Source organism: Microbacterium sp. lyk4-40-TSB-66, assembly GCF_030209475.1.
Classification (GTDB): Bacteria; Actinomycetota; Actinomycetes; order Actinomycetales; family Microbacteriaceae; genus Microbacterium.
Map to the genome: position 1 here is coordinate 46,128 of NZ_JARVRW010000012.1, position 24,098 is coordinate 70,225.

General features: G+C 71.3%; 18 protein-coding genes. 13 read left to right on the forward strand and 5 right to left on the reverse strand.

Going from position 1 to position 24,098, the window contains the following annotated elements:
- Nucleotides 1-35: 35 nt before the first annotated feature.
- Nucleotides 36-854, reverse strand: coding sequence for a 16S rRNA (cytidine(1402)-2'-O)-methyltransferase (gene rsmI, locus QRO03_RS14605; protein ID WP_285138220.1), 819 nt, complete (start codon nt 852-854; stop codon nt 36-38).
- Between the two features lie 23 nt (nt 855-877).
- Here rsmI and QRO03_RS14610 point away from each other — a divergent pair, with 23 nt between their 5' ends.
- Nucleotides 878-2,449: a dolichyl-phosphate-mannose--protein mannosyltransferase gene (locus QRO03_RS14610; RefSeq protein WP_285138221.1), complete on the forward strand. Its 1,572-nt coding sequence runs from the start codon at nt 878-880 to the stop codon at nt 2,447-2,449.
- A 1-nt stretch (nt 2,450) separates the two neighbouring features.
- Nucleotides 2,451-3,212 carry an AAA family ATPase gene (locus tag QRO03_RS14615; RefSeq protein ID WP_285138222.1) on the forward strand — a complete coding sequence of 254 codons (762 nt, stop codon included), beginning with the start codon at nt 2,451-2,453 and terminating at the stop codon, nt 3,210-3,212.
- 255 nt (nt 3,213-3,467) lie between these two features.
- On the opposite strand, the gene QRO03_RS14620 is transcribed toward QRO03_RS14615, so the two are convergent.
- From QRO03_RS14620 to QRO03_RS14630, 3 genes are read right to left on the reverse strand one after another with little or no spacing between them, the layout of a single operon-like run.
- A complete protein-coding gene (locus QRO03_RS14620) occupies nt 3,468-5,285 on the reverse strand; it encodes a thioredoxin domain-containing protein (RefSeq protein ID WP_285138223.1) in 1,818 nt (605 codons plus the stop codon).
- Between the two features lie 24 nt (nt 5,286-5,309).
- Complete coding sequence (locus tag QRO03_RS14625; protein WP_285138224.1) at nt 5,310-6,146, reverse strand: aldo/keto reductase; 837 nt, start codon at nt 6,144-6,146, stop codon at nt 5,310-5,312.
- A 51-nt stretch (nt 6,147-6,197) separates the two neighbouring features.
- Nucleotides 6,198-7,583, reverse strand: coding sequence for an aminotransferase class I/II-fold pyridoxal phosphate-dependent enzyme (locus QRO03_RS14630; protein ID WP_285138225.1), 1,386 nt, complete (start codon nt 7,581-7,583; stop codon nt 6,198-6,200).
- Between the two features lie 129 nt (nt 7,584-7,712).
- On the opposite strand from QRO03_RS14630, the gene QRO03_RS14635 reads away from it, so the two are divergent.
- From QRO03_RS14635 to QRO03_RS14670, 8 genes are all read left to right on the forward strand, one after another.
- Nucleotides 7,713-8,561, forward strand: coding sequence for a nitrilase-related carbon-nitrogen hydrolase (locus QRO03_RS14635; RefSeq protein ID WP_285138226.1), 849 nt, complete (start codon nt 7,713-7,715; stop codon nt 8,559-8,561).
- A 1-nt stretch (nt 8,562) separates the two neighbouring features.
- The gene (hydA, locus tag QRO03_RS14640; protein WP_285138227.1) at nt 8,563-9,999 is read left to right on the forward strand and encodes a dihydropyrimidinase; all 1,437 of its coding nucleotides are present in this window, start codon (nt 8,563-8,565) and stop codon (nt 9,997-9,999) included.
- A gap of 10 nt (nt 10,000-10,009) precedes the next feature.
- A complete protein-coding gene (locus QRO03_RS14645) occupies nt 10,010-11,056 on the forward strand; it encodes a TIGR03842 family LLM class F420-dependent oxidoreductase (RefSeq protein ID WP_285138228.1) in 1,047 nt (348 codons plus the stop codon).
- Between the two features lie 7 nt (nt 11,057-11,063).
- Entirely contained in the window at nt 11,064-12,050 is a 987-nt protein-coding gene (locus tag QRO03_RS14650) for an ABC transporter permease (RefSeq protein WP_285138229.1), read from the forward strand.
- Nucleotides 12,047-12,853, forward strand: coding sequence for an ABC transporter ATP-binding protein (locus QRO03_RS14655; protein WP_285138230.1), 807 nt, complete (start codon nt 12,047-12,049; stop codon nt 12,851-12,853). The genes QRO03_RS14650 and QRO03_RS14655 overlap by 4 nt, the downstream gene beginning before the upstream one ends.
- 109 nt (nt 12,854-12,962) lie before the next feature.
- Nucleotides 12,963-13,739, forward strand: coding sequence for an ABC transporter permease (locus tag QRO03_RS14660; protein WP_285138231.1), 777 nt, complete (start codon nt 12,963-12,965; stop codon nt 13,737-13,739).
- A gap of 64 nt (nt 13,740-13,803) precedes the next feature.
- The gene (locus QRO03_RS14665; RefSeq protein WP_285138232.1) at nt 13,804-14,976 is read left to right on the forward strand and encodes an ABC transporter substrate-binding protein; all 1,173 of its coding nucleotides are present in this window, start codon (nt 13,804-13,806) and stop codon (nt 14,974-14,976) included.
- Nucleotides 14,977-15,185: 209 nt separating this feature from the next.
- Nucleotides 15,186-16,439, forward strand: a complete 1,254-nt coding sequence (locus tag QRO03_RS14670) for an LCP family glycopolymer transferase (protein ID WP_285138233.1) — start codon at nt 15,186-15,188, stop codon at nt 16,437-16,439.
- 156 nt (nt 16,440-16,595) lie between these two features.
- On the opposite strand, the gene QRO03_RS14675 is transcribed toward QRO03_RS14670, so the two are convergent.
- Nucleotides 16,596-17,342: a MerR family transcriptional regulator gene (locus QRO03_RS14675; protein ID WP_285138234.1), complete on the reverse strand. Its 747-nt coding sequence runs from the start codon at nt 17,340-17,342 to the stop codon at nt 16,596-16,598.
- 77 nt (nt 17,343-17,419) lie between these two features.
- Here QRO03_RS14675 and QRO03_RS14680 point away from each other — a divergent pair, with 77 nt between their 5' ends.
- From QRO03_RS14680 to QRO03_RS14690, 3 genes are all read left to right on the forward strand, one after another.
- Entirely contained in the window at nt 17,420-18,589 is a 1,170-nt protein-coding gene (locus tag QRO03_RS14680) for a glycoside hydrolase family 3 N-terminal domain-containing protein (RefSeq protein WP_285138235.1), read from the forward strand.
- A gap of 80 nt (nt 18,590-18,669) precedes the next feature.
- Nucleotides 18,670-22,956: a DUF3418 domain-containing protein gene (locus QRO03_RS14685; RefSeq protein WP_285138236.1), complete on the forward strand. Its 4,287-nt coding sequence runs from the start codon at nt 18,670-18,672 to the stop codon at nt 22,954-22,956.
- Between the two features lie 234 nt (nt 22,957-23,190).
- On the forward strand, nt 23,191-24,069 hold the full coding sequence (locus tag QRO03_RS14690) for a hypothetical protein (protein ID WP_285138237.1): 879 nt from the start codon (nt 23,191-23,193) through the stop codon (nt 24,067-24,069).
- The last annotated feature ends 29 nt before the right edge of the window (nt 24,070-24,098 follow it).

The window sequence follows — 24,098 nt, forward strand, 5'->3', positions numbered from 1 at the left end:
ACACGGCCGACCGTGTGACAGCCCGACCGCAGGCGTCAGCGTTTGACGGCCAGCCCCGCCTGGTAGAGCTCTCGCGAGGAATGACCGGTCTGCGACGCCACTTCGGCGGCCGCCTCCTTGAGCCGCGTCCCGCCGCGCACGAGCTCGAGCACCTGGGTGACGGCATCCGGGAACGCGACCCCACGGGCCTCGGCGCCGCCCACGACGATCGCGATCTCACCGCGGACGCCCTCGGCGGCCCACGCGGCGAGTTCGGCGAGGGTGCCCCGCTTGACCTCCTCGTAGAGCTTCGTCAGCTCGCGGCACACGGCCGCGGGGCGATCGGCGCCGAACGCCGCGGCGAGGTCGTCGAGGGTGGATGCCAACCGCGACGGCGACTCGAAGAAGACCAGGGTGCGCTCCTCCGACGCGAGCTGCGCGAACGCCCTCCGACGCTCGCCCGGCTTACGGCGCGGGAACCCCTCGAAGGCGAAGCGGTCGGTGGGAAGACCTGCGACGGCGAGCGCGGTGACCACGGCGCTCGGACCGGGGAGCGCCGTGACGGTGACGCCCGCCGCGGCGGCCGCGGCGACGAGACCGAACCCGGGGTCGCTGACGGTGGGCATGCCGGCGTCGCTGAGCACGAGCAGGTCATCGTGGCGCGCGAGCTCGACGAGTTCGGCGGCGCGCTCCTTCTCGTTGTGGTCGTGCAGGGCGATCAGCCGCGGGCGGTTCTCGACGCCGAGCCCCGCCAGCAGGCGTTGGGTGGTGCGGGTGTCTTCGGCGGCGACGACGCGGGCGTTCTCGAGCGCTTCGACCAGACGTTTCGAGGCGTCACCGAGGTTGCCGATCGGCGTCGCCGCGAGGATGATCACCGCCCCACCTTATGCTGGGGCGCGTGAGCACCGCTGTCCCCTCTCTGCGTCCCGAGGCGGAGCGCACGCGCCTCGATCATTGGCGCGACGTGCTGATCGGCGACCCCCGAGGCGTGCGACTGTGGCGCTGGCTGGCGCCGGCGCTCGTGACGATCGTCGCCGGCGTGCTGCGTCTGTTCGACGTCGGCACACCGCATGCGCTGGTGTTCGACGAGACGTATTACGTGAAGGACTCGTGGAGCCAGTGGGTGCTCGGCTACCCGTCGACGTGGCCCGAGAACGCCGATGCCGGCTTCATCGCCGGCGACACCGACATCTTCACCGGCGTGGGCAGCTATGTGGTGCACCCGCCCCTCGGACGCATCCTCATCGGTGCCGGCATGGCGCTGCTCGGCCCCGACTCGGCCACGGGCTGGCGGCTGTCGGCCGTCGTCTTCGGCACGGCCACCGTGCTGCTGGTCTACCTGCTCGCACACAACCTCACCCGCTCGATCACGTTCTCCACCGTGGCATCCGGTCTCATCGCGATCGACGGCCTGAGCATCGTCCTCAGCCGCACCTCGCTGCTCGACGTGTTCCTGACGTTCTTCATCGTGCTGGCGTTCTGGTTCGTCGCCCTCGATCACAAACGCACGGGCGACCGCCTCGACGCCGCGATGGACGAACTCCCCGGCACCACCCACAACTGGGGGCCCCTGCTATGGGACCGCCCGTGGCTACTGGCGGCGGGCGCCGCCGCCGGCGCCGCCACCGCCGTGAAGTGGTCGGGGCTGTATCTGATCGCCGCGATCGGCATCTACGTCGTCGTCACCGATGCGCTGGCGCGCCGCCGCGTCGGGATCGTCCAATGGCCGATGGATGCCGTGCGGCAGGGTCTGATCTCGTTCGTGCTCATCGTTCCCGTGTCGCTGGTCGTGTACCTGACGAGCTGGTCGGGCTGGCTGTTCACCACCGGCGGCTACATGCGCAGCAGTGAGGCACTGGGCACCGGTCTGCTGTCGTTCCTTCCCGTGCCGTTGCAGAACCTGTGGGCGTACCACGTGTCGATGTACGGCTTCCATGTCGGCCTCGTCACCCCGCACAGCTACGCCAGTCCCGCCTGGCAGTGGCCGTTCCTGATCCGCCCCACCTCGATGTACTGGCATCAGGACGACTTCGGAGTCAACGGCTGCGGCCTGCCGAACGGCTGCACCGAGGCGATCTCGAGCAACGCGAACCCGCTGATCTGGTGGGCCGGCATCGCGGCGGCCGTGTATCTGCTGGTGCGCTTCGTGATGGTGCGGGATTGGCGCCACGCGCTGGTGCTGACGGGCTTGGCCGCCACCTATCTCCCGTGGCTGATGTACCCCGAGCGCACGATCTTCCAGTTCTACACGGTGGCCATGATGCCCTTCCTCGTCCTCGCGATCGCTTTCGCGCTGCAGGATGCCACCCGGGGTGTGTGGCGGCTCTCCCGCACCCACGCGCAGGTGATCGTCGTGGTCTTCCTCGTCGTGTGCGTCGGCATATCGGCGTTCTGGTACCCGGTGTGGGCGGGCCTTCCCGTCTCGTACGAGTTCTGGCGGCTGCACAACTGGCTGCCCAGCTGGATCTGACGTGTCACGCGGCGACGACTGGCTGCACGACCCGCGGCCGATCCAGCGCGTCAAGGTGTTCCGCGATGCCCCGATCGACCCCGGTGCGTGGCCGGCCGACATCGCCGCCGTCGCCCACTTCCTCGACGTCGCGCAGGCCGACGGCTGGGAGTTCGGCGCGGGGGTGACCTTCCTCGTCGGCGAGAACGGCTCGGGGAAGTCGACGCTGATCGAGGGGATCGCCGAGGCCTACGGCCTGCCCGCCGAGGGCGGATCGAGCAACGGCGGCGGCGAGACCCGTCGCACCGAGAGCCCGCTGGGTGAGTGGCTGCGGATCGAGCGGAGTCCGCGGGCCCCGCGGTTCGGCTTCTTCCTGCGCGCCGAGACCATGCACGGGTACTACTCGTGGCGCGACGACCTCCCCGACGCGCCGCCGAGCCTTCACCCGATGAGCCACGGCGAGTCCTTCAACGCCCTGCTCGACCAGGCGCTCGACCACCCGCATTACGTCGCGGGACTCGCGTGCCTCGACGAGCCCGAGGCGGCGCTGTCGTTCTCGTCGACCCTGCGCTGGTTGGCATCGCTGGACCGCATGCGCTCGCGCGGCACCCAGGTGATCTGCGCCACCCACTCCCCCGTGCTGGCGGCGCTGCCGGGTGCGACGATCCTCGAACTCGGCGAGTGGGGCATTCGCGAGAGCGCGTGGGAGGACCTCGAGGTGGTGCGGCTGCAGCGCGGGTTCCTGGAGGCGCCGGGGCGGTATCTGCGGCATCTGCTGGACTGACGGCGGCGCGGCGGGGCGGCCTCCGGACGGCCGCGGGCGCCCATGGCCGGCCACGCACCGCCGTGGGCGCCACGATGCTCGCAAAGTTGCATGATGCTCGCAGCGGTGCGGGCGAAACGTGCGAGGAAAGAGCGGAACTGCGAGGTTCGAGCGGCGTCGACCGGATCGGTCGGTCAGACGCGTCTGTCGACGCCGACGTCAAGAGGCCCGATCCGGCGACCCCGCCCCGTCGCGCCCGCCGATCCGGTCAGCGCGTCAAACCAGCGCAGCCGGGTCCGTCGTCGGCAAGGCGCATGTGAACGCGCGGCAGTCGTACGCCGTCGCCTCGCCGGTGGACGAGTCCTTGCCCGCGAACAGCTCGAAGCCCGCGGCGGCGAACGCCCGGGCCTGCGCGGGTGAGACCACCGCGACGACGTCGGCGGCGACCCGGCGCGCGGCCTCGGCGATCTCGGCGTCGCGCTCGCCCACCACGACGACCTGCCGGGGCGCGGTGGCCAGACCCGCCGCGACCTCCAGGATGGCCCCGTGCGCGAGGGGCGTCGACAGCGCGACCTCGGCTGCGGCGCGCACGAGCGTCTCGGCCGCGGCGCGGTAGCGCTCGCCCGCGCCCAGACGCCAGAGGTCGAGCGCCGCGGCGGCGAACACCGACGGCCCCGAGGGCGACGCGCCGTCGCTGGGCACGCCGTGCGGCTGCATGCCCTGCGCGACGAGCACGGGGTCGCCCCCGCCGGGCGGATGGATGCCGTCGTCACCGAGGCACTGCTCGACGAGGGACCGCGCGCGCTCGGCGTAGACGACTTCGCCGGTGGCCCGCGCGAGGGCGAGCAGACCCCGGGCGAGTCCGCCGTAGTCCTCCAGCGTCGCGGGGGCGGCGGAGCGGATCTCGTCGAGCGATGCGCGGCGGAGCGTGCCGTCGTCGGCGACGTTGCTCTCGAGCACCGCGTCGGCCGCCCAGCGCGCGGCCTCCAGGAAGCGGGGGTCGGTGCGGGTGCCGGCGGCGGCGAGGGCGGCGATGGCGTGACCGTTCCAGCCGGTGACGACCTTGGCGTCGAGGGCGGGGGGCGTCAGGGCGGAACGGTCGATCGCACGGTAGTACCCGCCCTCGGAGCGCCGCCCGTCGACGACCGACTCCGAGTCTTGCGCGGCGGCGATCCCGCCCGAGGGCAGCTGCAGCACATCCACGAGGAATCGTGCGGCGTCGGTGGCGGCCGCCTCGTCGCCCGCGGCGAGTGCCACCTCGACGAGGCCCGCGTTGTCGGTGAGCATGCGCTCGTAGTGCGGGACACTCCAATCGCGGCGGGTGGCGTAGCGGAAGAAACCGCCCTCGACCGCGTCGTGGAGGTCGGACGCCACCATGGCGGAGAGGGCACGGGATGCCACGGCGGCGGCATCCGGGGCGTCGGAGGTCAGGGCGGGGTGCTGCAGGAAGCGCAGCACAGGGGTGTTCGGGAACTTGGGCGTCTCGAACGCGGGGCCCGCGGCGAAGCCGGCGTACTCGCGGTCCTCGCGGGCGACGATCGTGCGCGCCGCGGCGGCGAGCCGATCGACGGTCGGGGACGCGTCGGCCGGGGCGGTCTCCGCGGCCGCGAGTGCGTCACGGAGGGATGCGCCCGTGGCATCCACGTCGGTGCGGCGTTCGGTCCACGCCTCGCGCACCGCGGCCAGCACCTGGCGGAACGAGGGCTGCGGAGGGCGCGGCGTCGGCGGGAAGTAGGTGCCGGCGTAGAACACGCGCCCCTCGGGGCTGACGAACACCGTGAGGGGCCAGCCGAGGTGCGGAGTGAACGCGGATGCGGCGTCGAGGTAGGCGGCGTCGACGTCGGGATGCTCTTCGCGGTCGACCTTGATCGAGACGAAGCCGTCGTTCAGGAGGCCGGCGGTCTCGACGTCCTGGAAGGACTCGCGCGCCATCACGTGGCACCAGTGACAGGTGCTGTAGCCGATCGAGACCATCACGGGAACGTCTCGCTCAGCTGCGAGCGCGAACGCCTCGGCCCCCCACGGGAACCACGCGACGGGGTTGTCGGCGTGGGCCCGCAGGTAGGGGCTCGAGGCGTTCGCGAGGCGGTTCATGCGCTCCGGTCTACCGGATGTCGATCACTCGACGTCGTCGGGGTGCGATCCGACGCGGCCCGAGCCGTCGCCGGGGTCGACGGCGTCGATCGCGGCCATCTCGTCGGCGGTGAGTTCGAAGTCGAACAGGTCGAAGTTCTCTTCGAGGCGCTCGCGGCGCACCGACTTGGGGAAGACGATGAAGCCGTGCTGGATGTGCCAGCGCAGCACCGCCTGGGCCGGCGACTTGCCGTGCGCCTCGGCCGCGTCTTTGACCGCGGGCAGCTCGAACAGGTCGTACTTGCCCTGGCCGAGCGGGCCCCACGACTCGATGTGCATGTCGTGCTGCTGACCCCATGACGCGATCTCGCGCTGGCTCAGTGCCGGGTGGAGCTCGATCTGGTTGACGGCGGGCGTCACACCGGTCTCGGCGACGATGCGCTCGAGGTGCGGCACGAGGAAGTTGGAGACGCCGATCGAGCGGGTCTTGCCCGCCTCGCGGATCTCGATGAGCTTCTGCCACGCGTTGAGGTAGTTGTCGGCCTTCGGCGTCGGCCAGTGCACGAGGTACAGGTCGACCGCGTCGAGCCCGAGCTTTTCGAGGCTCTCGTCGATCGCGGCGTGGGGCTCGTCGCCGTCATGGCGGGAGTTCCACAGCTTCGTGGTGACGAAGAGGTCGTCGCGGGCGATGCCGCTGGAGGCGATCGCGCGGCCGACACCCTCTTCGTTCTTGTAGATCGCGGCGGTGTCGATGTGGCGGTAGCCGACCTCGAGGGCCTCGGACACAGCACGCTCGGCGTCGTCGGCGGGCACGAGGAACACGCCGTAGCCGAGCTGGGGGATGGAGTTTCCGTCGTTGAGCTGAACAGAAGGAACGGTCATGGCATCCACCCTAGGAGCCGCCTCCGACATCGGATCCGGGGGTTGACGGCCCTACGACAGCGCAGGAGCGGATGCCGCCCGCGCGAGCGCGTCGGCGACGAGCCGCACGTTCTCGGTGACGGATCCCGCCGTCACCCGCACCCACTGCTGCGCGGGGTCGTCGGCGACGAACGGCCCGCCCGCAGCGACCGCGATCCCCTCCGCGGCGAGGTGCACGACGGCGGCGCGCTCGTCACGGACCGGCAGCCACAGGTTGATGCCGTCGGGTGCACCCACGTCGATGCCGAGGCGGCGCAGGGCCGCCGCCATGCGGTCTAGACGGTCGCGGTACAGGAGCCGGGCGGTGCGCACGGGAGCGACGGAGCGGGGGTCGGTGAGCAGTTCGAGGAGCACCGCCTGCAGCAGCCGCGACGTCCATCCGGGTCCGAGCATGCGACGGCGCACGATCCGCTCGACGATGCGGGCGGGTCCGCCGAGGGCGGCGATGCGCAGGTCGGGGCCGTGCGACTTGGAGAACCCGCGCACGTGCACCACCTGCGCGGGGATCCACCGGGCGAGGGTGACCGCGGGGGCGGTGGCGATGAGGGCGGAGTGGTCGTCTTCGATGACGGTCACCGCGCGACCGCCGGGGACGGTGAGCAGCACGTCGGCCAGGCGCCTCGCCCGCTCGACCGACATCGACACCCCCGTCGGGTTCTGCGCCCGCGTCTGCAGCACCAGCGTCGAGGGACGCTGAGCGAGCGCGCGCGCCAGGGAGGCGGGAAGGATGCCGTCGGCGTCGCTGTGAAGCGGTATCGCGATGCCCCCGGTCGCCTCCACCAGGTCGAAGATGTAGGGGAAGCCCGGGGACTCCACCGCGACCCGGTCGCCGAAACGCACGACCTGCTCGACCGTGCGGGAGATGCCGTCCAGCGCCCCGTCGACGACGGTGAGCGCCTCGACCGTCCGCACCGGCCAGTCCTCCACCAGCGCATCGTGCAGCTCCGGCAGGACGGGCAGGTCGTGGTACCGGCCGGTGTCGGCCCGCGGACGCGCACGCGAGAGGGCCCGCTCTATCGAGGGCAGCATCGCGGGGTCGGGCGTGCCGAGCGAGAGGTCGAGACGGATGCCGTGGGCTCCCCGCCCGCCGAGTCCGCTCGGCGCGATGACGGGCGATCCCTCGCCCGTGGACATCCCGCGGACCCGCGGACTGAGCCACTCGCGCTTCTCCGTGCGCACGAAGGTGCCGGAACGACCGCGCGAGGTGACGACTCCCGCATGGGCCAGGGCGCGCCAGGCCGCGGCGATCGTTCCGGTGGACAGACCGAGGTCGGCCGCCATCTGCCGGACGGTCGGAAGACGCTCCCCCGGCGAGAGAGTGCCGTCGGTGACCAGACGGGCGATCTCCGCCGCCAGCCCCGCGGCGGAGCGTGATCCGAGGGCGCGGGGCGAGAGCATGCGGCTCCAATTAACGGCGAAGTCACCCGGCGAAATCGTCGGGAAATGTTCAGGCGCGACAGTAACAGAACACCCGGCCAGAATGCGACCACCCGCATTCCCCCGCGGGGCGGAGATCGAGGAGGACCCATGACGACGGTGCGAGCGGCCATCACGCAGACCACGTGGACCGGTGACAAGGAATCGATGCTCGACAAGCACGAGCAGTTCGCGCGCGACGCGGCGGCGCGGGGAGCGGAGGTCGTCTGCTTCCAGGAGCTCTTCTACGGCCCGTACTTCGGTATCACGCAGGACCAGAAGTACTACCGCTTCGCCGAGCCCGTCGACGGGCCGATCGTGCAGCGCTTCGCCGCGCTGGCGAAGGAGCTGGGCCTGGTGAGCGTGCTCCCCATCTACGAGGAGGCGCAGACCGGGGTGTACTACAACACCTCCGTACTGGTCGACGCCGACGGCACCGTGCTCGGCAGCTACCGGAAGAACCACATCCCTCACCTCGACAAGTTCTGGGAGAAGTTCTACTTCCGCCCCGGCAACCTCGGCTACCCCGTCTTCGACACCGCCGTCGGCAAGGTGGGCATGTACATCTGCTACGACCGCCACTTCCCCGAGGGCTGGCGCGAGCTGGGCCTGAACGGCGCCCACATGGTGTTCAACCCCAACGCGACCAAGCCCGGACTGTCGAACCGCCTGTGGGAGGTCGAGGGACCCTGCGCCGCCGTCGCGAACGGCTACTTCGTGCTGCAGCCCAACCGCGTCGGCCGCGAGGACAACGAGTACGGCGAGGATGCCGTCACCTTCTACGGGACGAGCCAGGTCATCGATCCGCGGGGCAACCACGTCGGTGCGGTGGGCTCGGCCGAGCACGAGGAGATCCTCATCCGCGACCTCGACATGGACCTCGTGCAGCAGATGCGCGACGACTGGCAGTTCTACCGCGACCGTCGCCCCGACACCTACGGCGAGATCGTGGAGGCCTGACATGGCCACCACCCTGCTCACCGGAGGAACCGTCGTCTCGGCGACCGGTCGCACCCCCGCCGACGTGCTCCTCGACGGCGAGACGATCGCCGCCGTGCTCGCGCCCGGATCGACCCTGCTCGGGCACGACCTCGCGGCATCCGTCGACACCGTCATCGACGCCACCGGCAAGTACGTCATCCCCGGCGGGATCGACGCGCACACGCACATGCAGCTGCCCTTCGGCGGCACGAGCGCCTCGGACACCTTCGAGACCGGCACGCGGGCCGCCGCCTGGGGCGGCACCACGACGATCGTCGACTTCGCCGTGCAGCGCACCGGCGAGCGCGTGCAGGACGGCCTCGCCCACTGGCACGAACTCGCCGCGGGCAACTGCGCGATCGACTACGGCTTCCACCAGATCGTCGGAGGGGTGGATGCCGACTCGCTCGCGGCGCTGCCGGGGCTCATCGACGAGGGCATCTCGAGCTTCAAGATGTTCATGGCCTACCCGGGCGTGTTCTACGCCGACGACGCGCAGATCCTCCGGGCGATGCAGGTGGCCGCCGACACCGGCCTGCTGACGATGATGCACGCCGAGAACGGCCCCGTGATCGACGTGCTCGCCGAGCAGCTGATCGAGAAGGGGAAGACCTCTCCGTACTTCCACGGCGTCGCGCGCGCCTGGCAGATGGAGGAGGAGGCCACCCACCGCGCGATCATGCTGTCGCACCTGACCGGCGCCCCCCTGTACGTGGTGCACGTCAGCGCCAAGCAGGCCGTCGAGCAGCTCGCGTGGGCGCGCGACAACGGTCAGAACGTGTTCGGTGAGACGTGTCCCCAGTACCTCTACCTCTCGCTGGAAGACCAGCTCGGGGCCACCAGCGAGGAGTGGGGAGACTTCGAGGGCGCCAAGTGGGTGTGCTCCACGCCGCTGCGTTCGAAGCACGAGGGCCACCAGCACCACATGTGGCAGGCCCTTCGCACCAACGACATCCAGATGGTGTCCACCGATCACTGCCCGTTCTGCATGAAGGACCAGAAGACCCTCGGTCAGGGCGACTTCCGCGCGATCCCCAACGGCATCGGCTCGGTGGAGCACCGCATGGACCTCATGTACCAGGGTGTCGTCACCGGGCAAATCACCCTCGAACGGTGGGTGGAGCTCACCAGCACCACCCCCGCGCGCATGTTCGGCATGTACGGCAAGAAGGGCGTCATCGCGCCGGGCGCCGACGCCGACGTCGTGATCTACGACCCGGCGGGTCACACCTCCATCGGTGTGGGCAAGACCCACCACATGAACATGGACCACTCCGCGTGGGAGGGATACGAGATCGACGGACACGTCGACACCGTCATCTCGCGCGGCAAGGTCGTCGTCGACGACGGCGCCTACGTCGGCACCGCGGGCGACGGCAGGTTCGTCAAGCGCGGCCTGAGCCAGTACCTGATCTGAGAGGGACCCCATGGACTTCGGTGTCGTCCTGCAGACGAACCCCCCGGCCGCCCGCACGGTGCAGCTGTCGCAGCTGGCCGAGGCGCACGGCTTCACCCACGTGTGGACCTTCGACTCGCACCTGCTGTGGCAGGAGCCCTACGTCATCCACTCCGCCATCCTCGCGGCCACCCGCCGGGTGACCGTCGGCCCGTTCGTGACCAACCCGGCGACCCGCGACTGGACGGTCACGGCATCCACGTTCGCCACGCTCAACGAGATGTACGGCAATCGCACGATCTGCGGCATCGGTCGCGGCGACTCGGCGGTGCGCGTCACCAACGGACGTCCGACGACGCTGAAGGCGCTGCGCGAGTCGATCCACGTCATCCGCGAGCTCGGCAACTCCCGCGCCGTGGAGTACAACGGCGCGACTCTGCAGTTCCCCTGGAGCCGCGGGTCGGAGCTCGACGTGTGGGTCGCCGCCTACGGCCCGCTCGCGCTGAAGCTCACCGGCGAGGTGGGCGACGGCTTCATCCTGCAGCTGGCCGACCTCGACATCGCCGAGTGGATGATCTCGACCGTCCGCGCGGCGGCCGAGAACGTCGGCCGCGACCCCGACGAGATCGCGTTCTGCGTGGCCGCGCCCATGTACATCGGCGAAGACACCCCCGAGTCGCGCGCGCACATGATCGAGCAGTGCCGCTGGTTCGGCGGGATGGTCGGCAACCATGTCGCCGACATCGTCGCCAAATACGGCCCTTCGACAGGCGCAGGGACGGCCGGGCGGGTTCCCGCCGCCCTCACCGACTACATCGCGGGGCGCACGGGCTACGACTACAACTCGCACGGCAAGAGCGACAACGATCACGTCGACTTCGTGCCCGACGAGATCGTCGAGCGCTTCTGCGTCCTCGGCACAGCCGAGGAGCACATCGCCAAGCTCGAGAAGCTCCGCGCGCTGGGCGTCACGCAGTTCGCCGGCTACCTCCAGCACGACAACAAGGAGGAGACGATGCGGGTGTACGGCGAGACCGTGATCCCGGCTCTCACTCCCCCGGTGACGGCGAAGCGGTGACACCCCCGTGACCGACCAGGTGATCGACCCCGGCACGGCGGCGCCCGTCGAGACGGTGGACGAGGGGCGGATGCCGCAGGCCACCGGCATCCGTTCCTCCCGCGCCCGCACCGCCCTCGTGCGCGCGGGATGGGGCGTCGCCGGCATCGCGGTCGTCGTCGCCGCGTGGGAGCTGTACAAGACGTTCGGCCCCGCCGACGGCCTCACGGTCGGCAGCGACGGGTCAGCCGGTTCCGGCGTGATCCTCCTCCCCCGCACGAACGACCGCGCGATGCCGCACGTGTGGGACATGCTGACGCGCATGTTCGCCCCGACGAGCGGAGGAGACACCCCGCCGCTGATCGCGTCGGTGGCGGGAGCGGCGGGGATGACGCTGGGCCTGGCCGCCCTCGGCTGGGTGATCGGCGTCGTGGTCGGCTCGCTCCTCGGCATCGCGATGCAGCGGTGGCGTCTCGTCGAGGCGGGACTGCTGCCGTGGATCGTGGTGAGTCAGATCGTGCCGCTCATCGCCTTCGCGCCGGTGGTCAACGCCATCGGCACGCAGGTCGACCGCTCGGGCTTCCCGTGGCCGCCGTGGTTGTCGGTGGCGGTCATCGCGTCGTACCTGGCCTTCTTCCCCGTCGCCGTCGGCATGCTGCGCGGTCTCTCCGCACCCGATGCCCTGCACCTCGACCTGATGCGGGCGAACTCGGCCGGTTGGGGGCAGACGCTCATGCGGTTGCGCCTTCCGGCGGCCGTGCCGTACCTGTTGCCCGCGCTCCGGCTCGCCGCGGCGTCCGCCGTCGTCGGCGCCGTGGTCGCCGAGGTCTCGATCGGGCTGCGCGGGGGTATCGGGCGCATGCTCATCCAGCTCGCCGGCCAAGCCTCATCCGATCCGGCCGCCCCCTGGGCACCCACCTTCGGCACCGTCGTGATGGGACTCGTCGCCGCCGGCGGCGTCGCGCTCGTCGGGGCCGCCCTGCACCGTTTCCGTCGCGGGGAGGACACCGCATGACCACCCAGACCGCCACCGACCTCGCCGTCCGCGCCGCGGGCGTCGGCAAGGTGTTCCCCAGTGCCGGCGGCGAGGTGGCCGCCCTGACCGCGGTCGACCTCACGGTCGCCGCGGGCGAATTCGTCTCGCTCATCGGCCCCTCCGGCTGCGGGAAGTCGACGCTGCTGCGGCTCATCGCCGACCTCGACAGCCCCACCGGCGGAGAGCTGACGCTGTACGGCAAATCGGCGCGCCAGGCGCGACTCGACCAGGACTACGGCATCGCCTTCCAGCAGGCGGCCCTGCTGCCCTGGCTCACCGTGGCCGCGAACATCGCGCTCCCCCTCGACCTGCACAAGTGGCCGCGCGCCCGGCGCGACGCCCGGGTGGCGGAGCTGGCCGAGCTCGTCGGACTCACCGACTTCGTCGGGCGCTACCCCGACCAGCTCTCCGGCGGCATGCAGCAGCGTGTCGCCATCGCCCGCTCCCTCGCCGCGCAGCCCCGGCTGCTGCTGATGGACGAGCCCTTCGGCGCACTGGATGAGATGACCCGTGAGCGACTGCAGTCCGAACTCGCGCGCATCGCCGCCGAGACCGCGGCCGCCGTGGTGTTCGTCACCCACTCCATCCCGGAGGCGGTCTTCCTCTCCGACCGTGTCGTCGTCATGAGCCCGCGGCCGGGGCGCATCACCGACGTGATCGACACCCGCCCCGGCCGCGCGCGCGACGACGACCTGCGCGAGTCGCGGGAGTTCTTCGCCCGCGTCACGGCCGTCCGCGAAGCGCTGCACGGCGCCCCCCTCCAGCGGGCGAACGAGCGATGAGCGGGTTCCGACGCATGGGATGTCAGCCCTTCGCATCCGCGACCCGTCGGCGGACGACAGATGCCGTGGCCCGGGGCGCCGTGGCATCCGTCTTCGGGGGAGGTCGGCGATGAACGCCACGCCCCTGCCCGGGTGGACGCGTCTGGCCGCCCCCGTCGTCGTGGGACTCGCGGGACTGCTCGCCTGGTACGCCTTCGTCGCCTCGGGCAGCGCGCCGAGGATGCTGCCGGATCCGATCGCGGTCGCGACCGAGCTCGTCGAGCGCTTCCCCCTGGTGTGGGTGGCGGCCGGCATCACCGGCACCAATGCCCTCGTGGGGCTGCTCGCCGGGAGCGTCGTCGCGGTGCTGCTCGCGGCCCTCGCCGCGACCTGGCGACCGGTCGACGGCATGACCGCGCCGCTGGTCGCAGCCCTCGCGGTGGTGCCGATCGTGGCCCTCACCCCGATCCTCAACACCATGTTCGGAGCCTCGAGCCAATTCGGACGCCAGGCCGTGGCCGGGATCGCCGCGTTCGTGCCGGTGTTCGTCAACACCCTTCGCGGCCTCCGTCAGACCCGCCCGGTGCAACGCGATCTGTTCCGGGCCACCGCCGCCACCGGCGGACAGACGTTCCTGCGCCTGACCCTGCCCACCGCGCTGCCCTACCTGCTCACGGGCGTGCGGGTGGCGGCATCCCTCGCCGTCATCTCCGCCCTGGTCGCGGAGTACTTCGGCGGCCCCGCCGACGGGATCGGCACCGCCATCGCCACCTACGCCAAGTCGGGCCGCGCGGCCCTGGCCTGGGCGTTCGTGGGCGGGGGCATCGCGATCGGCCTCGTCTTCTTCGTCGTCACCGCCCTGCTCGAACGCGTCGTCGCGAAGCGGCTGGGCGCCCTGCGTCCGTGACGGCGACGACACCAGGAACCTGCACCACCCGACACCCGCTCCACCCGAACCGGAAGGACCTTCCATGAGACACAGCACCCGTCGCGCCCTCGGCGCGATCGCGGGGGTCGCGGCCGCGACCCTCGCCCTCTCGGCCTGCTCGGGCGGCGGCTCCGAGCCGTCGGCGGCCGATGGGGACTTCACCCCGCTGACCTCGGTGAAGCTGCAGCTGCAGTGGCTGCCGCAGGCGCAGTTCGCGGGGTACTACGTCGCCCTCGACCAGGGCTACTTCCAGGAGGAGGGCTTCGACGACGTCGAGGTGCTGCCCTCGGGCGGCGACATCGTGCCGCAGGACGCCCTCGTGGCCGGCGACGTCGACTTCGCCGTCGCGTGGGTGCCCAAGGTGCTCGGCACGCTCGAGTATCAGGGCGTCGAGCTCACCGACATCGCGCAGGTGTTCCAGAAGTCGGGCACCACCCAGGTGTCGTGGAAGGACTCCGGCATCACCGGCGTCGACGACTTCGAGGGCAAGCGCATCGGCTCGTGGGGCTTCGGCAACGAGTGGGAGATCTTCGCCGCGATGGCCGACCAGGGCCTCGACGCCTCGACCGTGCAGATCACGACGCAGGACTTCTCGATGAACGCGCTGTTGGACCGCGACGTGGATGCCGCCCAGGCGATGACCTACAACGAGCTCGCGCAGCTGTTCGAAACGGTCAACCCCGCCACCGGCACGCTCTACACGGAGGCCGACGTCGACATCGTCTCGTACGAGGACACCGCCGGCGCCATGCTGCAGGATGCCATCTGGGCCGACACGCAGCGCCTGGCCGACGACCCCGCCTACGCCGACGCGGCCAAGCGCTTCCTCAAAGCCGTCGTGAAGGGGTGGGTGTACGCCCGCGACAACCCCACCGAGGCGGCCGAGATCACCTACGCCGCGGCGACCGCGCCGGGCGTCGACGCGTTCCCCGTGGGCCCGACGCACCAGCTCTGGCAGATGAACGAGGTCAACAAGCTCATCTGGACCGGCGGCGAGTTCGGCATGATCGATGAAGCCGCCTGGGACAAGACGGTCGAAGGCGCTCTGAAGGCCGTCAACCAGGACGGCCTCAACCTCATCACCGAGGAGCCGGGCGAGTCGGCGTACTCGAACGACTACATCGAAGACGCGCTGTCCGAACTGAAGGACGAGGGGATCACCGTCGACGGTGAGTACACCCCGATCGATGTGACGCTCACCGAGGGCGGCAAGTAGTCCGGGTGCACGATGGGGCGGACTCTCTCAAGACCGCCCCATCGTCGTGTCGGTGCCACGCGATCGCCCCGCGCGGACGGTTCGCCGTCGCGACGACGATGGACGACCCGGGTCGGCGTCACAGGTCGACGGGGGGGCGACAGAGTCCTCGCCGCGCGGGCGACGCCGCGAGCCGAGCCGCCCGCAGTACGCCGTGATTGACTACCCCCATGCCCGTCACCCCTCCCGCCCACCACGCAGAGCGCCGCCCCGACTCGGGCGTCCGGCGCGGTCTGAAGCTGGCGGCGATCGCCCTGGCCGTCCTCGTGGTGGCGTCCGTGGCCGTCGGCGGGTTCTACGCGTGGTCGCTCACCCAGCGCCTGCAGGAGGCGGCGGTGCCGCTCCCGGACGCCCCCGCGGAGCCCCCCGCCCTGAGCGCTTATTCGGGCCCCTTCGCGGTGCTGGTGGTCGGAACCGACGAGTGCGACGACGTCGTGGCCGGAGCGTTCGGCGACCGGTGCTCCGACCCCGAGAACGCCGGCACGCGCAACGACGTCAACATGCTCGTGCACGTCTCCGCCGACCCCCGACGCGTCACCGTCGTGTCGTTCCCGCGCGACCTGCAGGTCGAGATCCCCGAGTGCACGGCCGAGGACGGCAGCACCTTCTCGGGTGCCTTCAAGGCATCCATCAACACGGCCTACGAGGCCGGTGGGTTGACCTGCGTCGCCGCGACGGTGTCGGAGCTGAGTGGCCAGAGCATCCCGTTCGCGGCGAAGGTCAGCTTCGGCAACGTCGTCAACATCACGGATGCCATCGGCGGCGTGGAGGTCTGCATCGGCGGCGACGGCATCGACGATCCCGACGCCGGCATCCAGTGGGCGGCGGGCCCGCGCGTGGTGAAGGGTTTCGACGCGCTGGCGTTCCTGCGCACGCGCAAGGGGATCGGTGACGAGAGCGATCTCGCCCGCATCGGCAACCAGCAGCAGTACCTCTCGCGTCTGCTGAACAAGCTGCGCAGCGACGAGGTGCTGTCGAATCCCGGAACGCTCCTCGGACTCGCCAACACCGCCGTGAACAACATCACGCCCAGCGAGAGCCTCGCCGACCCGGTGCGGATCGCGCAGCTCGCCTACACGCTGAAGGACGTGCCCTTCGACGACATCACGTTCGTGCAGTACCCGGTCGACGACGATCCCGACGACAGCAACCGCGTCATCCCCTCCGAGGAGTCCGCGGCCGTGCTGTGGGACGCCCTCGACCGCAACGCGCCGATCGCCCTCACCGGCGACCTCGGCTCGAACGAGGGAGTCATCGCCGATCCGTCGGCGCCGACCGCAGCACCGTCGGAGCCGACGGCCGCGCCGGCGGAGTCGGGCACCCCGGCGCCGGATGCCACCCCCGCACCCGACGTCGTGGAACTGCCGAGCAACGTCAACGGTTCGAAGGCCACGCAGGCGACCTGCTCCCGCGGCAACGGGTGACGCCCGGGCGGGGGTGTCCGTGACGTCGGCGATCCGCGCAACCTCGGTGGTTCGAGCGCCGAACCGCCAGAGGCTGCGCGGATCGCGGAGGCTGCGCGGCTGACGCAGGGTACGCGGCACGCGGAGGTGACCGGCGTTCGCCGGCCGCGCCCGACCTCAGCGCAGGTGTGTGTCGGCGTGGACCACCATGACATCCCGGATCGCCGCCGCGTTCCGCTCCCCGCCGTAGACCGCGGAGAACCGCGGGTCCGCCACGTAGAGCTCTCCGAGGCCGCTGTAGGCGGCGGCATCCGGAACCCGGCCCCACTGATCGGCGACCCAGAGATGGTGCGCCCCGACGAGTGCCTGCAGTTCCGGGTCCCCCGGTCGAAGGCCCCTCTCCACGGCAGCACGAAGCGACGCGTTCACCTCCCGTCCGTGCTCGTCGGCGGCGCGACGCTGATCCGGGGTGAGCGCCCGCCGTCGGGCGGCGCTGCGCTCCCATGCGTCGTCGCCCCACCGCTGGCGGACCTCGTCTTCGTAGCGGGAGTCGTCGACTCCGGCCAGAGCGTCGTCGATGCTCATGTCTCTTCCTTCCTCCAGGGCTGTCAGGGTGTCGCGCACCGCGTCGATGCGCCGGTCGAGGCCGGATCGCGCGCGCTCGAGCGTGGCGAGGTGCGCCCGGACGGTGTCGGCGAACGACTGCTCGTCCTCCAGCACCCGCGCGATCTCGGGGAGCGGCAGGTCGAGGGCGCGCAACGACAGGATGCGGTAGAGCCGCGCGACCTCCGCGTCGCCGTAGAAGCGGTATCCGTTCTCGCCGACCCGTGACGGACGCAGCAATCCCACGCTGTCGTAGTGCCGCAGCGTGCGGCTCGTCACACCGGCCGCGCGGGCGAGGTCGGCGATGGACCATTCGTTCATGGCATCCACCCTGCCGCTTGACGCAGCGGCAGAGTCAAGTGCCGGGATCGTTCAGGCCGATGAGCGAGCATCGAGGGGTGAAGAGTCTCGCGCGTCCGACCGCCCTGCTGCTGCTCGCGGCGCTGACGCTCACCGCGTGCGCGCCGACGCCCGCGCCCGAGGTGCCACCGACCGCGACGACCACGCCCTCACCGACCCGGACGCCCACCCCGACCCCCACGCCGACTCCCGACCCGCTCGCCGCCATGAGCGTCGCCGACAGGGTGGGTCAGATGTTCATGGTCGGAACCTCGGTCGAGGGCGCCGATCCGACGACGCTCGCGGCCGTGGTCGACGACCGCATCGGCGGCGTCTTCCTGCACGGGCGATCGGATGCCGGAGCCCCGGCGATCGCGCAGCTGGTTGCTCAGTTCACCTCGGCGAGCGGTACGGACCGCCCCGCGCTGTGGGTCGCCACCGACCAGGAGGGAGGCACCGTGCAGGTGCTGTCGGGGCCGGGATTCGACGACATCCCTTCGGCCGTCGAACAGGGGCGGCGATCCGACGAGCAGCTCCGGGCCGATGCGACGACGTGGGGCGGCCAGCTCGCCGCCGCGGGGGTGAACATGAACCTCGCACCCGTGGCCGACATCGTCACCAGCCCCGAGACGGCCGAGAGCAACCCGCCGATCGGGGAACTCGCGCGGGAGTACGGCTACGACGGCGCCACGGTCGCCGCCAAAGCCGGCGCGTTCGCCGCGGGGATGCGACAGTCCGGCATCCTGCCGACGTTCAAGCACTTCCCCGGCCTCGGACACGTCGGCGACAACACCGACTACAGCACCGGGGTGACCGACCAGGTCGTCACGGCCGACGGCCCGGACGTGGGCGTGTATTCCACGGTGCTCCCGCAGGGAGCGGCCGTGGTGATGCTCTCCACCGCCGACTACGCCAACATCGACCCCGGCGTCCCTGCCGCCTTCTCGGCGAAAGTGGTCGGCGTGCTGCGCGACACCGCGGGCTTCGACGGCGTCGTGACGTGCGACGACCTCTCCGCCGCCGACCAGGTCGCGGAGTTCTCCCCCGGCGAGCGCGCGACGCGGGCCGTCGATGCGGGTGTCGACCTCCTGCTCGTGTCGGCCGATCCCTCGGTCTACCCCGAGATGCGCGACGCCGTCCTTGCCCGCGCGCAGAGCGACCCCGCGTTCGCGGCGAAGGTGGATGCCGCGGCCACCCGCATCCTGGCCCAGAAGGCGTCGATGCCGTGACGCGCGACGCGCGGCCGGCCGGGGCGTCCGGACCGACACGGTGCGCCCGCCGGTGCGGCGCCGCGATAGGCTGAAAGGCTGTGTCCGTCGAACCCGTCATCGTCTACCCGCCCGAGCTGCCCGTCAGCGCCGCGCGGGAGGAGATCGCGCGCGCCATCCGCGACCATCAGGTCGTGATCGTCGCGGGCGCCACCGGTTCCGGAAAGACGACGCAGCTGCCGAAGATCTGCCTCGAACTCGGCCGCACCTCCATCGCCCACACGCAGCCCCGCCGTATCGCGGCGCGAACCATCGCCGAGCGCATCGCGGACGAGATGAAGGTGCCGCTCGGCTCCACCGTCGGTTACAAGGTGCGCTTCACCGACAAGGTCTCGGCCGACACCCGCGTGGCGCTGGTGACCGACGGCATCCTGCTCAACGAGATCCACCGCGACCGGCTGCTGCGCCGCTACGACACGATCATCGTCGACGAGGCGCACGAGCGCTCGCTGAACATCGACTTCCTCCTCGGCTACCTGCGCCGCATCCTGCCGAAGCGCCCCGACCTCAAGATCATCGTCACCTCGGCCACGATCGACCCCGAGAGCTTCGCGCGGCACTTCGCCGCCGCCCCGGCAGAGCCCGGCGGCGATCCGGTGCCGGCGCCGGTGATCGAGGTGTCGGGCCGGACGTATCCGGTCGAGATCCGCTATCGGCCTCCCGGCGGCGCCGACGACGCGAGCGCACCTCCGGAGATCCCGGATGCCGACGACGACGACATCCCGTCGTCGCGCGGGCGCGCGGCGCCCTCGCCGTCGAATCCCCGGAGTTCCGTACGACCCGCCGCCAAGACGGCGCGCGACGCCGACGACGTCGACGAGGTCGGCGCCGTGGTCGCCGCTCTCCGCGAACTCGACCGCGAAGCCGCGGGCGACGTGCTCGTCTTCTTCCCCGGCGAGGCGGAGATCCGTGACGCCGCGGATGCCATCCGCGGGGCGTATCAGAAGGACGCCGCCCCCACCGAGGTACTCCCCCTCTACGGCCGGCTCTCCGCCGCCGAGCAGCACCGCGTCTTCGAGCGCTCGAGCGTCGCGGGCGTGCGCCGCCGCGTCATCCTCGCCACCAACGTCGCCGAGACGAGCCTCACCGTCCCCGGCATCCGGTACGTCGTCGATACGGGCACCGCACGCATCTCCCGCTACAGCAACCGCTCGAAGATCCAGCGACTGCCGATCGAGGCGGTCTCGCAGGCCTCGGCGCAGCAGCGCTCGGGACGCGCCGGCCGCACATCGCCGGGCATCGCGATCCGGCTGTACTCCGAAGACGACTTCACCCGCCGCCCGGAGTACACCGAACCCGAGATCCTGCGCACGTCGCTCGCCTCGGTCATCCTGCAGATGCTGTCGCTGGGCTTCGGTGACATCCAGGCGTTCCCGTTCCTGACCCCGCCCGACTCGCGGGGCGTGAAGGCCGCGTTCGACCTGCTCGTGGAGCTGGGTGCGGTGAAGCTGCCGGCGCCGGGGGCGCGGGGCGGCGGCGAGGACACGCGGGAGCGTGACGTGCGCGACGACGGCGATCCGTCGCGCCGACGCCCGAACCGCCGCGAAGAGAGCGGGCCGCGCCTCACCGAGATCGGCCGCGAGATCGCCCGGCTGCCCATCGACCCGCGCTTCGCCCGCATGCTCATCGAGGCGCGACGGGGCGACGTGCAGTCCGAGGTGCTCGCGATCGTGTCGGGCATGTCGATCCAGGACGTGCGTGAACGCCCCGAGGAGCGTCGCGAGGAGGCCGATCGGTTCCACGCGCGGTTCACCGATCCGACCAGCGACTTCCTCTCGCTGCTCAACCTGTGGGAGTACCTGCAGGAGAAGCAGGCCGAGCTCGGCTCGAGCGCCTTCCGACGCCTGTGCCGCAGCGAGCACCTCAACTACGTGCGCGTGCGCGAGTGGGTCGACGTGCACCGGCAGCTGCGGTCGTTGGGGGGCGAGCGCTCCGGCGAGGGTGGCTCGCGTGACGGCGGGCGCGGCGACAACGGGCGTGGGTCGAAGAACCATGTCCCACTTATGGCTGGTTCAAGCCCCTCCAGGCCGCACAAATCGGGACAGGGTGCACCCACATCGGGACATGGTCCACACAAATCGGGACATGGTTCGGCAGGCGCCGCGCAGAACACCGCCCTCCAGGGGCACGCCGCCGGCGACGCCATCCACCGGGCGATCCTCAGTGGACTGCTGTCGCACCTCGGCATCCTGGACCCCCGCACGATGACGCAGACCAAGGACCGCAAAGCCCCGGGCGACGCGCGACCGGTCAAGGGCGAGTACATCGGGGCGCGCGGTGCCCGGTTCGCGATCTTCCCCGGCTCCGGGCTGAAGAAGAAGCGCCCCGCAGCCGTCATGGCCGCCGAGCTCGTCGAGACCTCGCGCCTGTTCGCCCGCACGGTCGCCGCCGTCGACCCGGCCTGGGCGGAAGACCTCGCTCCCGATCTCGTGAAGCGCTCGCTCAGCGAGCCGCACTGGTCGAAGGATGCCGGCTCCGCCGCCGCCTACGAGAAGATCACCCTCTTCGGGGTCGAGCTCGTCGGTCGGCGCCGCGTGCAGCTCGCGCGCTTCGACAGACCGCTCGCGCGCGAGATGTTCGTGCGGCACGCGCTGGTCGAGGGCGAATGGGACCCGTCGGTGCTCGACAAACGGCTCACGGCGTTCCTCCGCCGCAACGTCGAGCAGCGCCGACTGCTCGAGAAGATCGAGGAGCGCGAGCGCCGCCGCGACATTCTCATCGGCGACGAGGCGGTGTTCGCGTTCTACAACGCGCGCATCCCCGCCGAGGTCACCGACGTGCGCTCGTTCGAGACGTGGTGGAAGGATGCCATCCACCGGACGCCCAACCTGCTCGACCTGCGCGAGTCCGACCTCACCGGCGATCGCGCGCAGGGCAATGACCGGGCGTTCCCCGCGCGCTGGCGTCAGGGCGATCAGACGCTGAATCTCGCCTACCGCTTCGAGCCCGGAGCCCCCGACGACGGAGTCACGGTCGTGGTGCCACTCCCCCTGCTCGCTCAGCTGCGCCCCGACGGCTTCGACTGGCAGGTGCCGGGCATGCGCGACGAGCTGGTCACGGCACTGCTGCGGGCGTTGCCCAAGACGATTCGCCGCAACGTCGTGCCCGCCGCCGACTGGGCCGAGAAATTCAGTGCCGAGCTGGCGGAGAAGGGCCCTGAGCACGCGAACGGTCTGCCGAAGACGACCCTCGTCGATGCGCTCGCCGCCCTCGTGCAGCGCGTGGCGAACCAGCGCGTGAGCGCGGCCGACTTCGAGCTCGACCGGGTCCCCGGCCACCTGAGCCCGTCGTTCCGCGCCGTCGACGCGCGGGGTCGCGCGATCGGCAGCGACCGCGACCTGGCGACCCTCCAGCGCCGCCTCGCCGACCGTGCCCGCTCCAGCGTGGAATCGGCCGTCACCCGCGAGCGCCCCGTCGCGCGTTCCTCGGCCGCGAAGGTCGCCGAAGCCTCACCCGCGTTCGCCTCGCGCGCGAAGCTCACCACGTGGGACTTCGACGAGCTCACCGAGGTCGTCGACACACCCGTCGCCGGCGGTGTCGTGCGCGGGTATCCGGCTCTGATCGACGAGGGCGACAGCGTGGCTCTGCGTGTCGAGGCGACATCCGAGGACGCGGCACGGCTCACGCGCGCGGGCGTCCTGCGCCTGATGCTGCTCGCCGTCCCCTCCCCCGCGACCTACGTTCTCGACCACCTCACCGCGAACGAGAAGCTCGCCCTCGCGGCATCCCCGTACCAGAATGCGAAGGCCCTGATCGAGGATGCGCGCGTCGCGCTGGCCGACGACGTTCTCGGGCGTGAGACACCGAGCGGTGTCGTGCGAACCAAGGCGGACTTCGAACGGGTGCGAGACGCGTTCTCCGCCGCGTCGGTGGAGCGGACGTTCCAGACCGTCTCGCTCGCGGCGAAGATCCTGCTCGCGCAGCGCGAGGTGGAGCGGGCGATGAAGGATGCGGCATCCATCACGCTCCTCGGCGCGCTCAACGACGTGCGGGGTCAGGTGAAGGGTCTGCTGTTCCCCGGCTTCCTCTCGCGGACGGGCCTCGCGCGTCTGCAGCACTATCCCCGCTACCTCGCGGGCGCGCTCGACCGGGTGAAGACCCTCTCGGACAACCCGGGCCGCGACCGCCAGCGCATGACCGAGTACGAGCGCGCCGCCGCCGGCTTCGTCGAGGCCGGGGGCACGGTTCCCCTCCCCGCCGGAGCCCCGGCGAACCTCGTGCAGACGCGATGGCTGCTCGAGGAGTTGCGGGTGAGCCTGTTCGCCCAGCGTCTCGGCACCGCGGAACCCGTGTCCCCGCAACGCATCGCGAAGGCGTTGAAGGGCTGAGCCCCCGGCCGCCGGACGCGACCCGGACCGGACGGCCCCGCGACGGGCGCGCCCGGTTGCGGACATGGCCACAATTGGACATTGCGCCGCGCTCCCGACCTCCGCCACGGTGGGAGCACGACCGACGGCGTTCTCGCTCGCCTCGTGGCCCGTCGTCGTCGGCACCGCGGCGCCCGCGGCGACATCGAGTCGACTGACACCCGACTCCCCACTCCGGAAGATCACATGAAACGCATGACACGGCTCGTCACTCTGGTCACCCTGACGGCTCTTCTGGCCGTCGGCGGGGGCACCGCCGCCTCCGCACGAGGCACGGCCACCGTGACCGCGAACCCCACCACCGTCGCCGTCGACGAGACCACGACCATCACCGCCACCGGGCTCGGCGGCCTGGAGGACGCCTTCTTCGGTCTCGCGGGCTCGCCGGGAGGCCTGCTCTCGACGCAATCGGGTGGGGCCGGCTCCACCGACGTCACGAGCCCGGCGAACGACGGCCAGGCCACGGCGTACTTCCGCGCCACACAGGCGGGAACCTTCACCGTGGCCGTCGGTGACGGCGAGACCGTGCTGGGCACCGTGTCAGTGACGGTCAGCGGATCGGCGCCTCAGCCCACCGCCACGTCGCAATCCCCCATCATCGAGGTCGATTCGTCTCTCGTCGTGGGGCAGAAGACGCGGGTGGAGGCGAAGGTCGACGGTCTCCAGACGGTCGGCTTCGGTCTCGACTCCACGGACGGAGGATCGTTCTCCGACGGGAGCTCCACCGGCCCCTCGATCACGACGGCCGTGACGAACGGGACGGCCACCGTCGAGTTCACCCCCGCGCGAGCGGGCTCGGTGACCATCGCCCTGTCCGACGGCGAGACGGTGCTCGCGTCTGCCGTCGTGCAGGTCGCGGCAGCGGCCGTCACGCCGTCCGCGTCCGCGACCCCCACGCCCAGCGCGACGTCCGCCACGAGCCCGACTCCCGCCCCGGTCGCGGACTCGGCCCCGGTGCTGCCCTGGATCCTGCTCGTGGTGGCGATCCTCGTCATCGCAGGCCTCATCGTCTGGCTGGTCGTCTCCCGCCGGCGGGGTCCTCGCGTGCGTCGCAGCGGTCCGACCGCAGACTGATCGCGAAACGCGCCGAGGGGCCGATCTCT

Excerpts from the sequence above, each read along its gene's own strand:
- QRO03_RS14670 (WP_285138233.1), top strand. The coding sequence starts at position 15,186 with ATGCCCGTCACCCCTCCCGCCCACCACGCAGAGCGCCGCCCCGACTCG.
- QRO03_RS14675 (WP_285138234.1), bottom strand. The coding sequence starts at position 17,342 with ATGAACGAATGGTCCATCGCCGACCTCGCCCGCGCGGCCGGTGTGACG.
- QRO03_RS14625 (WP_285138224.1), bottom strand. The coding sequence starts at position 6,146 with ATGACCGTTCCTTCTGTTCAGCTCAACGACGGAAACTCCATCCCCCAG.
- QRO03_RS14630 (WP_285138225.1), bottom strand. The coding sequence starts at position 7,583 with ATGCTCTCGCCCCGCGCCCTCGGATCACGCTCCGCCGCGGGGCTGGCG.
- QRO03_RS14620 (WP_285138223.1), bottom strand. The coding sequence starts at position 5,285 with ATGAACCGCCTCGCGAACGCCTCGAGCCCCTACCTGCGGGCCCACGCC.
- QRO03_RS14665 (WP_285138232.1), top strand. The coding sequence starts at position 13,804 with ATGAGACACAGCACCCGTCGCGCCCTCGGCGCGATCGCGGGGGTCGCG.
- QRO03_RS14690 (WP_285138237.1), top strand. The coding sequence starts at position 23,191 with ATGACACGGCTCGTCACTCTGGTCACCCTGACGGCTCTTCTGGCCGTC.
- QRO03_RS14655 (WP_285138230.1), top strand. The coding sequence starts at position 12,047 with ATGACCACCCAGACCGCCACCGACCTCGCCGTCCGCGCCGCGGGCGTC.
- QRO03_RS14635 (WP_285138226.1), top strand. The coding sequence starts at position 7,713 with ATGACGACGGTGCGAGCGGCCATCACGCAGACCACGTGGACCGGTGAC.
- QRO03_RS14660 (WP_285138231.1), top strand. The coding sequence starts at position 12,963 with ATGAACGCCACGCCCCTGCCCGGGTGGACGCGTCTGGCCGCCCCCGTC.
- hydA (WP_285138227.1), top strand. The coding sequence starts at position 8,563 with ATGGCCACCACCCTGCTCACCGGAGGAACCGTCGTCTCGGCGACCGGT.
- QRO03_RS14645 (WP_285138228.1), top strand. The coding sequence starts at position 10,010 with ATGGACTTCGGTGTCGTCCTGCAGACGAACCCCCCGGCCGCCCGCACG.